The following is a 12,724-nucleotide window of genomic DNA, read 5'->3' as shown; positions in this document are numbered from 1 at the left end:
CATGGTTCGCATCCACCTCGCCATCGACCTGCAATACGAGGTCAACCAGCCCAGCGGCGATTTCATCTTCAACGTCCAGGCCGCGCATTCCCCACATCAGACCGTGGTCTGGGAAGAGCTGCAAGTCAGTCAGCCCGTGCCCATGGTCATGCACACCGATCCCGCCACCCGCACGCGCATCCTGCGCCTGAGCGCCAGCCCCGGCCCGCTGCAGCTGCGCTACCGCGCCACGCTGGACATCGTGCACCACGTGGCCCAGCCCGACAGCGTGTTCGAAACGCCCATCAGCCAACTGCCGCCCGAGGCACTGACCTACATCTACCCCAGCCGCTACTGCCAGTCCGACTGCGTGACGGCCATGGCCAACGACCTGTTTGGCCAGATGCCGCCGGGTTACCGCCGCGTGCAGGCGATCCAGCATTGGGTGCAGAGCCAGGTCACGTTCGAGTCGGGAACCAGCAACTCCATGACCTCGGCGCTGGACACACTCAACGACCACAAGGGCGTGTGCCGCGATTTCGCGCACCTCATGATCGCGCTGTGCCGCGCGCTCAACATCCCCGCGCGCTTCACCACCGCGATCGACTTCGGTGCCGACCCGGCCCTGGGCCCGACCGACTTCCATGCCTATGTGGAGGCCTACATCGGCCACCGCTGGTACATCTTCGACCCGTCGGGCACGGCGATCCCCATGGGCTTCGTGCGCATCGGCACCGGGCGCGACGCAGCCGACGCCTCGTTTGCCACGATCTTCGGCAACGTGGCCACGCACGCGCCGCGCATCGACATCTCGGCCCAGACCAGCGCCCGGCATGGCTGGCTCATGCCGGTGCACCGGCCCGAGGCCCTGTCCACCGACGGCGGCTGGCAAGCGGCCCTTTAAGGCCACGCTCCTCGGCCGGGGTGCTGCAGGCGCCCTCGGCACAAAGCCGAGCAAATTACTCTGCGAAGCCCCTTCACACGCTGCGCGTTTGCCGGTAGAATTCAGTTCGTTTCAAGTAAGAAACACGGGTTTACTAAAGAAACGTTTGGCCGTCGCAGCGACCAGGCACTTCAAGGACTGCAGATGAGCGTACTGGGCATCGACCAAATCACCTACGGCGCCGCCGACCTGCCGCGCTGCCGCCAGTTCTTTCTGGACTGGGGGCTCACGCTGGTGAGCGAAGCTGAGCAAGAGCTGGTGTTCGAATCGCTCAATGGTTGCCGCGTGGTGGTGGCCCATTCCGACAAGCCGGGCCTGCCCGCTGGCGTCGAGCCCGACCCGACGCTGCGCGAAGTGGTCTGGGGCGTGGACACCCCCGAAAGCCTGGCGCTCTACCGCGGCCGCCTGCAAAGCCAACCCGGTTTTGTCGACGCCGACGGCCGCATCGGCTGCCCCGACCCCAACGGCCTTGCCGTGCGCCTGCAGCTCACGAAAAAACGCGCTGTGAAGATCGAAAGCGCCATCGTCAACACCTGGAGCGAGCGCAAGCGCGTGAACCAGCGCAGCCCCGCCTACGACCGCGCCACGCCGGTCGAAGTGGGCCACGTCGTGTTCTTCGTGACCGACATCAAGGCCACCGGCGCGTTCTATACGGAGAACCTGGATTTCGTCGTCTCCGACAGCTACCCGCAGCGCGGCCTGTTCCTGCGCTGCGCGCCCGAAGGCGGGCACCACGACCTGTTCCTGCTGCAGCCACCCGAGCCACGCAAGGGCCTGAACCACGTGGCCTTCTCCGTGCGCGATCTGCACGAAGTGGTGGGCGGGGGCATGCACATGTCGCGCACCGGCTGGACCACCGAGCTCGGCCCGGGCCGCCATCCGATTTCATCGGCCATGTTCTGGTACTTCGAATGCCCCGCCGGCGCGCTGGTGGAGTACTACACCGACGAAGACGAACTCACCGCCGACTGGCAGCCGCGCGAATTCACGCCCGGCCCCACCGTGTTCGCCGAATGGGCCATCAAGGGCGGCATCGACGGCAACACCCGACGCCAGGTGAACGCCGGCGCACCCAGCGGCAAGTTCATGACCGACAAGGTCAAGCCACCCACGGAATGACCACCAAGGAGACAACACCATGCGCACCCCCGATCTGTACAACGAAACCCACCAGTCCCGCACCTCACCGCCGACCTCGTACGAAGGCCTGCTCGGTGACTCGATCGAGCGCGCGTACGCGCAGGGAATTCACGACCTCGACGGCCTGGTGAAGTACCTCAACGACGCGGGCCCATCCGGCCCCAACGGCCAGCGCTGGACGGAGCAGTCCTTCCAGCAGGAAATGGCCCGCCTCGGCGCCTGAACGCCACCCACCCTCAGCACACCCGCCAGGAGACACGACCATGGATACCTCTGTCATCAACGTCCAGCTCGACCCGGTCGACGCCGTCCTCGAAGTCGGCCTCAAGGACCTGTGGTTCCCGGTTTGCCCGTCCGGTTTCGTGAAGGACAGCCCGATCTCGCTGCGCCGCCTGGGCTACAAGATCGCGATCTGGCGCGACGCCACGGGCCAGGTGCATGCGCTCGAAGACCACTGCCCGCACCGCGGCGCGCCGCTTTCGCTGGGCGTGAACCTGGGCGACCGCCTGGCCTGCCCGTACCACGGCGTCGAAGTGCGCTGCGACGGCACCGTCACCCGCGTGCCCGGCAGCCCCGGCTGCAAGCTCGAAGGCTCTCGCCCCGCGCGCATGTTCCACGCCACCGAAGCGGCCGGCGCGATCTTTCTCTACAACGCCAGCAACCCGATCCTGGACGATACGCCCCCGCTGCGCCTGCCCGAAGAACTGACCTCGCCAGAGTGGTCGTCCTTCCTCTGCTACACCGAATGGGGCGGTGACTACCGCTACGTGGTCGACAACGTGATGGACCCGATGCATGGCGTCTACCTGCATAAACAATCGCACACCATGAGCGAGGGCGACAGCCAGGCCGAGTTCCAGATCCGCGACATCGAGAACGGCTTCATCTTCGAGAAGAAGGGCCAGCGCGGCATCAACTTCGACTGGACCGAGTGGATGGACCTGGGCATCCATGTGATGCGCCTGGAAATCCCGTACCCCAAGACCGGTGGCCCTGGCGGCAACTTCACCATCATCGGCAGCTACACACCCATCAGCAACCGCACCTCGGGCGTCTTTCACTGGCGTTGCCGCCGCGTGAGCGGCTGGCAGCGCGACACCTGGCGCTTTCTCTACAAGAACCGCCTGGAAGAGCGCCATTGGAACGTGCTGGAGCAGGACCGCGTGGCGGTGGAGAACATGGAGCCCGACGCCAACAAGCGCGAGCACCTCTACGCGCACGACATGGGCATCGTGCGCCTGCGCCGCCACCTGAGAAACCTCGCCAAGGCGCAGCTCGACAAGCCAGTGTGAGAATCGCGGGATGAGCACGATCAACACCTTGCAGGCCTGGGTCCACACACTGAGTTTCGAGGCCGACGACATCATCAGCGTGGACCTGCGACCGGCACCCGATGTCGTGTTCCCCGCGTTCGCGGCCGGCTCCCACATCGACCTGCACCTGCCCAACGGCATGGTGCGCAGCTACTCGCTCTGCAACAGCAGCCAGGAACGCCACCGCTACGTGGTGGGCGTGTTGAAAGACCGCGCCAGCCGCGGCGGCTCGCGCTGCGTGCACGAACAGCTGCGCGTGGGCATGCGCATCACCATCAGCGAGCCGCGCAACCTCTTTGCATTGCACGAGGACGCCACGCACTCGGTGCTGGTGGCCGGTGGCATCGGCGTGACGCCGGTGCTGTGCATGGCGCGCCGCCTGAAGGACCTGGGCAAGAGCTTCGAATTCTTGTACTTCGCGCGCTCGCGCAAGAGCGCGGCCTTCGTCGCCGAGATCGAGGCGTTGGGCGTGCCCGTCACCTGGCACTTCGACGACGAGAAGGGCGGCCCGCCCGACCTCAAGGCCTTGCTCGGCCGGCGTGCGCCGGCGGGCAGCGAACACTATTACGCCTGCGGTCCGGCCGTGATGCTCGACAACTTCGAGAAGACCTGTGGCGCGCTCGGCCACGCCAATGCCCACATCGAACGCTTCACGGCGGTGGAAGTGGCGGCGGCAGACGACGCGAAGACCACCTTCACGGTTGAGCTGCGTCGCAGCGGCCAGATGTTCGAGGTCACGCCCGACACCACGCTGCACAAGCGCCTGATCGAGATCAAGGCCGACGTGCCCTTCAGCTGCGAAGAGGGCATTTGCGGCTCGTGCGAAACCAAGGTGCTCGAAGGCGTGCCCGACCACCGCGACATGGTGCTCACCGACGCCGAGCGCGCAGCCAACAAGGCCATGATGGTCTGCGTCTCGGGCTGCAAGAGCGACCGGCTCGTGCTTGACATCTGAGCCCCCGGCGAGGCCCGGTTCAGCCGCCGGCGGCCTCGCACTGGCGACGCAGCTTGCCCAGCACGGTGTACAGCGTGCTGCGCTCTTCGCGGCTGAGTGAGAGGATCATCGCCGCCTGGCTGCGCCGCGCGATCGGTATCACTTCCTCGTAGAGCGCCTGACCGCGCACAGTCATCAGGCATACCAGGCCCTTGCGGCTTTTCGTGCCAGGTGCCTGCATCTCCACCAGACCCCGTTCACCCAGCAGCCGCATCGCACGGCTGACCTGCGCCTTGTCGGCCGCCGCCAGTTCCACCAGCTCTGAAAAGGGCAACGTACCGGCGTGCGCGAGTACCGAGAGGATGCGCCACTCCGACACCGACAGATCGAATCGTTCCGCATAGGGCAGCGTGATCGCGCGCCGCAGCGCGTTGCTGGTGTGGCTGAACAGCGTGGTGAGGAAATCGTGCACCGCCAGCGCATCGCCGTCGGGTGGCAGGTCGGCCCAAGGGCAGGCCGAGCCTTCGGGTGGGGCAGGTGGGGTGGAGGGCGTGTTGCCTCGTGTGTCGTGTCGCATGGCGGGATTCTGCGGGGAAGCAACAGCCTTGCGCACCATGGTGGCTCGGAATCGACGTTGATCAGTCAACAAAATTGCAACAAATTGTCAGATTGCGGGTATTGCTTGTTGATCAATCAACGACTTCGATCTACCATGCATCCGTCTCTATTGAGAACCAATGTTTCCAGTATGAAACATGACCGGTACCCGACTTCCGATCGGGCCGGACCCCACAAGCAGCTGAATCAGCTTCACAGGAGCGAATGATGAAATTGGATCGTCGACAGTGGATGGCCGCCGCCTTCGTGGCCGGCACCGTGATTGCAGGGAGCGCCATCGCCCAGGCCTACCCCGAGCGCCCGATCAGCGTGGTGGTGGGTTACCCCCCGGGTGGAGACACCGACGCCATGGCGCGCATGTTTGCCGACAAGCTCTCGCAGCGCCTGAAGCAGACAGTGATCATTGAAAACAAGCCGGGTGCCGGTGGCACGGTGGGCAACACCTTTGTCGGCCGCGCCAAGGCCGATGGCTACACGCTGCTGTTCACGCCAAACCCGTTCACCACGGCGCCATTCGTGCTCAAGCTCTCCCCGGCGGCCAGCTACGACGTGCTGAACGGCTTCGAGCCGATCATCAAGACCGCCACGCAGCCGCTGGTGCTGGTGGCTCACCCCAACGCAGGCGTGAAGACCGTGCCCGCGATGGTGGCGGCGGCCAAGGGCGGCAAGGCCATAACCTATGCCAGCCCCGGCGCAGGCTCGCCCATGCACGTGGTGGCCGAGTGGCTGAACCGCTCCGCCAGCGTGAAGATCATGCACGTGCCGTACCGGGGCGTTGGCCCGTCGGTGAACGACGTGGTGGCCGGTCATGTGGACACCGCCTGGGTCACGCTCGGCCCGGTCACGCAGTACTTTGCGCAGGGCAGGTTGATCCCTCTGGCCATTGGCGATGCGCAGCGTTCCGTGCTGGCGCCCAATGTGCCCACGCTCGCCGAGCAGGGCTACAAGGACGTGGTGGTCGGCGCGTGGAACGGGTTCTTTGCGCCCAAGGGCACGCCACCCGAGGTGGTGAAGCTGCTCAACAGCCACTTCAATGAAATCCTGAAGATGCCCGATGTGGTCGAGAAGATGGCCACCTTCGGCGCCTTGCCCGCCGGCGGCACGCCGGATGTGCTGGGCAAGACCAACGCGTCGGAGTACGAGGTGATGGGCAAGCTCATCAAAGAGCTCGGCATCACGGCGGACTGAGCGCCATGAGCGAATCCACGCTGGGCCGGGACACCCCCCAGGTCACCGCACGCGCCAAAGTGCTCGGCCGCGCACAGTACGCGGGCGACATCAAGGTGGCGGGCATGTTGCACGGCAAGGTGCTGCGCAGCCCGTACCCGAGCGCGCGCATCGTGCGCATCGACACCTCGGCCGCGCGCGCGCTGCCGGGCGTGAAGGCGGTGGTCACGGGCGAAGACACGCCGCGCACCCCATGGGGCGTGCACCACAAGGAACGCCACATCCTCGCCAAGGGGCGCGTGCGCTTCGCGGGCGAAGAGGTGGCGGCGGTGGCGGCGGTCAGCGAGGAGATCGCACGCGACGCGCTCGACCTGATCGAGATCGACTACGAGGAAACGCCCGCGCTGCTGACGCCGGAGGCGGCGCTGGCAGCGCCCGGCCTGCACGAGGGGCGCGACAACGTGGCGCACGAGATCCGCTTCGAGCGTGGCAACGTGGACGCGGGCTTTGCCTCGGCCCATCTCGTGCACGAAGAAACCTACACCACCCACGCGCAGTACCCGGGCTACCTCGAACCCATGGCGACCGTCGCCATGGTCGACGCCGACGGGCGCCTGCAGGTCTGGACCTCCACGCAGTCGGTGTTTCTGGCGCGCGCGCGCCTGGCCTCGGCGCTGGAGCTGCCGGTGTCGCGGGTGCGCGTGATCCAGGCCACGGTGGGTGGTGGTTTCGGCGGCAAGCTGGTGGAAGACGCGAACAACCTCATTGCTGGCTTGCTCGCGCTCAAGACCGGCAAACCGGTGCGCCTGGTCAACAACCGGCTGGAAGATTTCCTGGCCTGTTGTTCGAGCCTGCCCGAGCGCATCACGCTGCGACTGGGCATGGACCGCGAGGGCCTGATCGTCGCCAAGGACGTGCGCATCGTCGCCGAGTGCGGCGCCTACAGCGGCCTGTCCAACGAGGTGATGCATGTCAGCGCCATGCGCAGCGACAACATGCACCGGCTGCAGAACGTGCGCTCGCACGCCACGCTGGTCTACACCAACAACCCCCCGCACGGCGCGTTCCGGGGGTTTGGTGGCACGCAGATGCTGTTCGCACTCAACAGCCACATCCACACCATGGCCGAACAGCTCGGCCTCGACCCGGTGCAGATCCACCAGCGCAACGCCATCGGGCGCGGCGAGACTTCCGTGCATGGCTGGAAGGTCGGCAGCACCGGCCTGCTCGAATGCATCGACCAGTGCACCGAAGCGATCGGCTGGGCTGCCAAGCGCGCCCGACCCGCCGACAGTGGCGCGCGACGGCGCGGCGTGGGCATGGCCGCGGCCATGCACGTGAGCGGCAACCGCACCATTGGCAACTGGGACGGCTCCACCGTCGTGCTGCGCATCAACGAGGACGGCCGCGCGCTCCTGCTCAGCGGCGAGGCCGACATGGGGCAGGGCGCGATGACCATGCTCAGCCAGGTGGTGGCGCACGAGCTCGACATTCCGCTGGCTCACGTGCATGTGAGCACGCCCGACACGGACAGCGCGCCCTTCTGCATCGGCTCGCTGGCCTCGCGTGTGACCATGGCCGCAGGCAACGCGGCGATCGTCGCCGCGCGACTTGCGCGCGACAAGCTGTTCGCACTGGCCACCGAACAACTGGGCGTCGCGGTGGACACGCTGGAGATGGCCGGTGGCCTGGTGCGCGTGCGCGAGAACCCGGCGCAGCAACGCACGCTGGCCGAGCTGGCGCGCCTGCACATCTGGCGCCACGGCGGCGAGGGCATCCTCGTCACGGGCAGTTGGGACGCGCAAACCGAGATGCACGACGACCAGGTGTTCGGCAACATCGCCCCGGCCTATTCCTTTGCAGCGCAGGCCGTCGAGGTCGAGGTCGACACGGAGACCGGGCGCGTGACGGTGCTGGACAGCTTCGTCAGCGACGACTGCGGCAAGGCCTTCAACCCACTGGCCGTGCATGGTCAGAGCAACGGTGCGGCAGCCCAGGCGATCGGCTGGACGCTGTACGAGCAGTTGCAGCTGGAAGAGGGTCGGCTCGTCAACGGCAACTTCGCCGACTACAACATGGCCACGGCCGATGCCTTGCCGACGCTGCGCAGCGGCATCGTGGAATCGAACGATCCCAACGGCCCCTATGGCGCCAAGGGCGCGAGCGAAACGGCGATCCTGCCCGGCGCGCCAGCGATCGCCAACGCGGTGTACGACGCGGTGGGCGTGCGCATCACCGACCTGCCCATCACGCCGCAGAAGGTGCTGGCCGCGCTGCGCGCCCTGACTCGGCCAGAAGGGGCCACCCATGCTTGATTTCGATTTCCTCGAACCCGCCAGCGTCGGAGAAGCCGGCCGCATGCTGGCCGACCTGGGCGATGAATGCCGGGTGATCGCAGGTGGCACCGCGCTCATGCTCGGCATGCGCCAGCGCATGCTCGCTCCCACACATCTGATTTCGCTGGGGCGCATGAGCGCGTTGCGCGGCATTTCGCTGGACGAGGGCGGGGGTCTGCGCATCGGCGCGCTCACACGGCACGCCGAGCTGGCCACCTCGACCCTCGTGCGCGAGCGATGGCCCATGCTGGCCAGCATGGCGGCGCGTGTGGCCAACCCCCAGGTGCGCAACCAGGGCACGATCGGCGGCAACCTCTGCTACGCGGACCCGTCCACCGACCCGCCCGGCTGCCTGCTCGCGCTGGACGCGCTGGTGGTGCTCGCCGGCCCGCGCGGCCAGCGCGTGCTGCCCATGGCCGACTTCCTGGTGGACTACTACACCACCGCGCTGGAAACCGACGAACTGCTCACCGAAATACGTGTTCCGCCGATGGCCGCTGATGCCGCAGGGCGCTACGCGCGCTACCTGCGCACGGCGGCCGAACACCGGCCGCTGGTCAGTGTGGCTTTCGTGGCGCGGCGCCAGGGCGCCGTGTGCACCGAGGCGCGCCTGGCGGTCGGAGCGTCCACGCCGATCCCGCTGCGCCTTCCGCGCGCCGAGGCCTTTCTGGCTGGCAAGGCAGTCACCCCCGAGGTGGCGGCCGAAGCCGCCGCCATCGTCGCAGCCGACATCGAGCCCGTGTCCGATGCGCGAGGCGACGCCGAGTTCCGGCGCGCCATGGTGCAGGTGGTCGCACGCCGCAACATCGCGGGCCTGTTCGGCCTGCCCGAGGAGTAAGCCATGAGCCAACATCCCATCAACCTCACCGTCAACGGCGAGGACGTGCAGGCCACCGTGTCGGCGCGGCGCCTGCTGTGCGACTTCCTGCGCGACGACCTGCACCTCACCGGCACCAAACGCGGTTGCGAAACCGGCACCTGCGGCGCCTGCTCGGTTCTGGTCGACGGCGAGGTGGTCAAGTCCTGCCTGAGCCTGGCCGTGCAGGCCCGGGGCAGCGCCATCACCACCGTCGAAGGCCTGGCCACGGGCGAGGCCCTGCACCCGCTGCAGGAGAGCTTCATGAACTGCGGCGGCCTGCAATGCGGTTACTGCACACCGGGCTTCCTCATGGCCTCGTGCGCGCTGCTCGCGGTCAACCCCGGGCCCAGCGAAGCCGAGGTGCGCACCGGTCTCAGCGGCAACCTCTGCCGCTGCACCGGCTACACCCAGATCGTGGAATCCGTCCTCAAGGCTGCGGAGAAAATGCATGGAAATTGAGAAGACCCTGTCACTGGACGCGCCGCCCGCGCGCGTCTGGGCCCTGCTGCTCGACCCGAATGCCATGGGAGCCTGCGTGCCCGGCATGGAATCGATCGAGGTGGTGAGCGACGACGAATACGTGGCGGTGATGAAGGTGAAGATGGCCTTCATCAGCGCGCGCTTCAAGCTCAAGACCCGCATCGTCGAACGAGACGAGCCGCGCTACCTGCACGCCGAAGGCACGGGCGAGGACGCCTCGGTGGCCAGCTCGCTCAAGCAGAACAGCGAAATGTGGCTCGGTGAGCGTGAGGGCGGCGGCACCACGCTGCGCATGAAGGTGCGGGTGGACGTGCTCGGCCGCATGGGCACCTTCGGACTGGGGGTGATGAAGACCAAGGCTGATCGCATGTGGGACGAGTTCGGGGTGAATGCGGCGGCGCGGCTGGCCGGGGCGGCGGCACCGCAGACCCCGGCGCCGGCCCTGCCGGACGCCGCGCCAGAAGGGCGTTCAGAAGGGGCGCCTGAGATGGTCCAGGCTGCAGCGAAGGTTGAACCACCTGCGGCGGCGCCCTTGCCGGCCATGGCGCGCACGGTGGCGGCGGTGGGCTTCTGGGCGCGCCTGTTCGGCCGGACCCCGGCAGGTGGCCAGGACATCCGCGTGGAACTCCGCCGCGGCGACACCACCCTCACCGTGCACTGGCCGGTGCTGGCCTCGCAGGACTGCGCGGCCTGGTTGCGCACGCTGGTGTAGTGGACGAATCCTGTCCGTCTTCAGTTCAAACCGCAGGTGCCGCTGGTCGTTGCGAAGCCGGGAAAGATCAAACCACGCCCAAGGCCTTCAATTGGCCCAGCCGTTCGGCCGAGACGCCCCAGCTGGCGTAGACCTCCGCGTTGTGTTGGCCGGTCGATGGCCCTGCCGCGGGTGGATCCAGCGCTTGCCCAACGACACGCGGAACAATGCAGGGTCCGGGAAGAGAGCCGTAGTCGGGGTCGGGCAGTCGAACCACTGCGCCACGTGCCTCGAAGTGGGGGTCTTGCAAGATGTCCACGATCGAGTTGGTCTTGCTGAAGGGAACCTGGGTTGCCTCCAGCGCCCGCACCACATCCTGCTCGTCGTGTTCACCGAACCAGTCGGCAATGATCTGGTCCAACGTCGCCAGGTGTTTGACCCGGGCCGGATTGGTGCTGAACCGGGGGTCCCGGGCCAGGTGGGGTTGTCCGATGGCTTCACACAACCGTGCAAAGATGGGATTGGATGAGGCAACGAGCGACAGGTTGCGGCCATCGCGCGTGCGGTACATGTTCGACGGTGCGGTGTAGCTTGCGCAGTTGCCCTCGGGGCCACGCACATAGCCCATCTGCTCGTATTCGACGGCCAGCGGGTCCAGCAAGCGAAACAAGGCCTCGGTGGCCGACAAATCCACTTCCGTGCCGGTGATGGCAGGGTCCCCGCGCAAGCGGGCCACCTCCATGGCGACCGCGAAAGCGCAGAACAGGCCGGCTACATAGTCCCCGATGGGGTAGTTGCTGTGCAGTGGGACTCCGCCTTTTTCACCGGTCAGGTTCGTGAAGCCACTCATGGCCTCGAAGATGCGTGCGTAGCCGGGCCTGTGGGCATACGGGCCGGTCTGCCCGAAGCCGGTCAGGCGAACCACGATCAGCCGGGGATTTCGGGCGCGTAGGGTTTCAATATCGAGGCCCCACTTGTCCAGCGTGCCCGTGCGAAAGTTTTCGATCAACACGTCAAAGCGCGGCAGCATCTCCAGAAAGAGCTCCCGGCCCTCGGGCTTGCGCACATCCAGGGTGATGCCTTTCTTGCCCCGATTCGCCACCTTCCACCACAAAGGCGTCGCGTCCTTGATGGGCTGAAGCCCACGCAGCGCGTCGCTGCCATCGGGCAGTTCCAGCTTGATGACCTCGGCACCGTGGTCCGCACACATGGTTGCGCCCACTGGCGCGGCAAGCACCGTGGCCATGTCCAGGATGCGAACGCCGTGCAGGGCGCCCTTCGCGTTGTTCCGATGTGTCATGGGGAGTCCGGGCGTCTGGGTGAAGTCACCAGTATCCGGAGTCGGCAGGCCTGAAACAATGTTTGTTTCGCTGTGCGAAACACTCGATTGACGGCCAACGTGAGGTGACCAACCATGCCTGCAGATTCATCCAAGCGACGCAACGTGTCCTCCATCACCCTTCCAGGGCTCATCCATCCGCACGACCTGGCCCTCGACCGCCAGTTCGCCATGACGTTGGCGCGGGGCCTGGAAGTGTTGCGTGCATTCACCGCGGCCCACCCTGTGCTGAGCAACCGCGAGATTGCCGATCGCACAGACCTGCCCAAGCCGACCGTGTCTCGTCTGACCTATACCCTGGGGATGCTGGGCTACATGTCCAGGGACGTGGATTCGCAGAAGTACCGCCTGGCTTCAGGCGTGCTGGCGCTGGGCCACCCGCTGCTGGCGAGCATGAAGACGCGCCAGCTGGCCAAGCCTCTCATGGTCGGCATTGCCCGGCAGACCGGCTGCACGGTCAACCTGGGTCTGCGCGACCGGACCGACATCGTTTATGTGGATTCCGTGCGTGCAGACGGGCGCAACGAGTACCTGCCGGATATCGGTTCCACCTACCCGCTGCTGGTCAGCTCGATGGGCCATGTGCTGATTCATGGGTTGCCGCGGCCGCAGAAGCTGGCACTGGTGAACTACCTGAAGCTGCATGACGGCGAGATGTTTGCCCAGTACAGCAAGGGCCTGGATGAAAACGGCAAGCTGTTCGCGGAGCAGGGTTACTGCCTGTCCTCTGGTGCATGGGACCGCGAGCTGTACACGATCGCCGTGCCATTGAAGGGCGCTCCAGGCGAGCCAGCGCTTTCCATGAACGGCACGTTGTACGCACACAAGAACGCAAGGCAGACGCTCGTTCGCGAGGTGTTGCCTTTGTTGAAGCAAGCCGTGCACGAGATTGAAACCTCGTACGGCCTGCATCCCGGTTAGTGGC

Annotated in this window: 13 protein-coding genes; 11 read left to right on the top strand and 2 right to left on the bottom strand. The window is 66.5% G+C overall.

The window, feature by feature from the left end:
• Position 1: 1 nt before the first annotated feature.
• The 5 genes from ASE11_RS16135 to ASE11_RS16115 all read left to right on the top strand — a co-directional run bounded on the left by ASE11_RS16135 (position 2) and on the right by ASE11_RS16115 (position 4,330).
• Positions 2-883, top strand: coding sequence for a transglutaminase-like domain-containing protein (locus ASE11_RS16135; RefSeq protein WP_056273699.1), 882 nt, complete (start codon positions 2-4; stop codon positions 881-883).
• Positions 884-1,066: 183 nt separating this feature from the next.
• Entirely contained in the window at positions 1,067-2,041 is a 975-nt protein-coding gene (locus ASE11_RS16130; RefSeq protein ID WP_056273697.1) for a VOC family protein, read from the top strand.
• 19 nt (positions 2,042-2,060) lie between these two features.
• Positions 2,061-2,285 (top strand): recombinase-like helix-turn-helix domain-containing protein, encoded by a 225-nt coding sequence (locus ASE11_RS16125; RefSeq protein ID WP_056273694.1) that lies wholly within the window; start codon positions 2,061-2,063, stop codon positions 2,283-2,285.
• A gap of 40 nt (positions 2,286-2,325) precedes the next feature.
• The gene (locus ASE11_RS16120) at positions 2,326-3,354 is read left to right on the top strand and encodes an aromatic ring-hydroxylating oxygenase subunit alpha (RefSeq protein ID WP_056273691.1); all 1,029 of its coding nucleotides are present in this window, start codon (positions 2,326-2,328) and stop codon (positions 3,352-3,354) included.
• Positions 3,355-3,364: 10 nt separating this feature from the next.
• A complete protein-coding gene (locus tag ASE11_RS16115) occupies positions 3,365-4,330 on the top strand; it encodes a PDR/VanB family oxidoreductase (RefSeq protein WP_056273689.1) in 966 nt (321 codons plus the stop codon).
• Between the two features lie 19 nt (positions 4,331-4,349).
• Here the strand turns inward: ASE11_RS16115 and ASE11_RS16110 are convergent, their stop codons facing one another.
• Positions 4,350-4,886, bottom strand: coding sequence for a MarR family winged helix-turn-helix transcriptional regulator (locus tag ASE11_RS16110; RefSeq protein WP_156406377.1), 537 nt, complete (start codon positions 4,884-4,886; stop codon positions 4,350-4,352).
• Between the two features lie 248 nt (positions 4,887-5,134).
• On the opposite strand from ASE11_RS16110, the gene ASE11_RS16105 reads away from it, so the two are divergent.
• Genes ASE11_RS16105 through ASE11_RS16085 form a run of 5 tightly spaced genes read left to right on the top strand, consistent with a single transcriptional unit; the run spans position 5,135 to position 10,481 of the window.
• A complete protein-coding gene (locus ASE11_RS16105; RefSeq protein WP_056273686.1) occupies positions 5,135-6,115 on the top strand; it encodes a Bug family tripartite tricarboxylate transporter substrate binding protein in 981 nt (326 codons plus the stop codon).
• Between the two features lie 5 nt (positions 6,116-6,120).
• Complete coding sequence (locus ASE11_RS16100; RefSeq protein WP_056273683.1) at positions 6,121-8,409, top strand: xanthine dehydrogenase family protein molybdopterin-binding subunit; 2,289 nt, start codon at positions 6,121-6,123, stop codon at positions 8,407-8,409.
• On the top strand, positions 8,402-9,268 hold the full coding sequence (locus ASE11_RS16095; RefSeq protein WP_056273680.1) for an FAD binding domain-containing protein: 867 nt from the start codon (positions 8,402-8,404) through the stop codon (positions 9,266-9,268). The genes ASE11_RS16100 and ASE11_RS16095 overlap by 8 nt, the downstream gene beginning before the upstream one ends.
• Before the next feature lie 3 nt (positions 9,269-9,271).
• On the top strand, positions 9,272-9,748 hold the full coding sequence (locus ASE11_RS16090) for a (2Fe-2S)-binding protein (protein ID WP_056273677.1): 477 nt from the start codon (positions 9,272-9,274) through the stop codon (positions 9,746-9,748).
• Positions 9,738-10,481: a CoxG family protein gene (locus ASE11_RS16085; RefSeq protein WP_056273676.1), complete on the top strand. Its 744-nt coding sequence runs from the start codon at positions 9,738-9,740 to the stop codon at positions 10,479-10,481. Before ASE11_RS16090 ends, ASE11_RS16085 begins: the two co-directional genes overlap by 11 nt.
• A gap of 67 nt (positions 10,482-10,548) precedes the next feature.
• Here the strand turns inward: ASE11_RS16085 and ASE11_RS16080 are convergent, their stop codons facing one another.
• On the bottom strand, positions 10,549-11,760 hold the full coding sequence (locus ASE11_RS16080) for a CaiB/BaiF CoA transferase family protein (protein WP_056273672.1): 1,212 nt from the start codon (positions 11,758-11,760) through the stop codon (positions 10,549-10,551).
• Between the two features lie 114 nt (positions 11,761-11,874).
• On the opposite strand from ASE11_RS16080, the gene ASE11_RS16075 reads away from it, so the two are divergent.
• The gene (locus tag ASE11_RS16075; RefSeq protein ID WP_200959363.1) at positions 11,875-12,720 is read left to right on the top strand and encodes an IclR family transcriptional regulator; all 846 of its coding nucleotides are present in this window, start codon (positions 11,875-11,877) and stop codon (positions 12,718-12,720) included.
• Positions 12,721-12,724: the final 4 nt, after the last annotated feature.

Origin of the sequence: Hydrogenophaga sp. Root209 (assembly GCF_001428625.1) — a bacterium.
GTDB lineage: Bacteria > Pseudomonadota > Gammaproteobacteria > Burkholderiales > Burkholderiaceae_C > Hydrogenophaga.
This window is presented reverse-complemented; position numbering and strand designations above follow the sequence as displayed.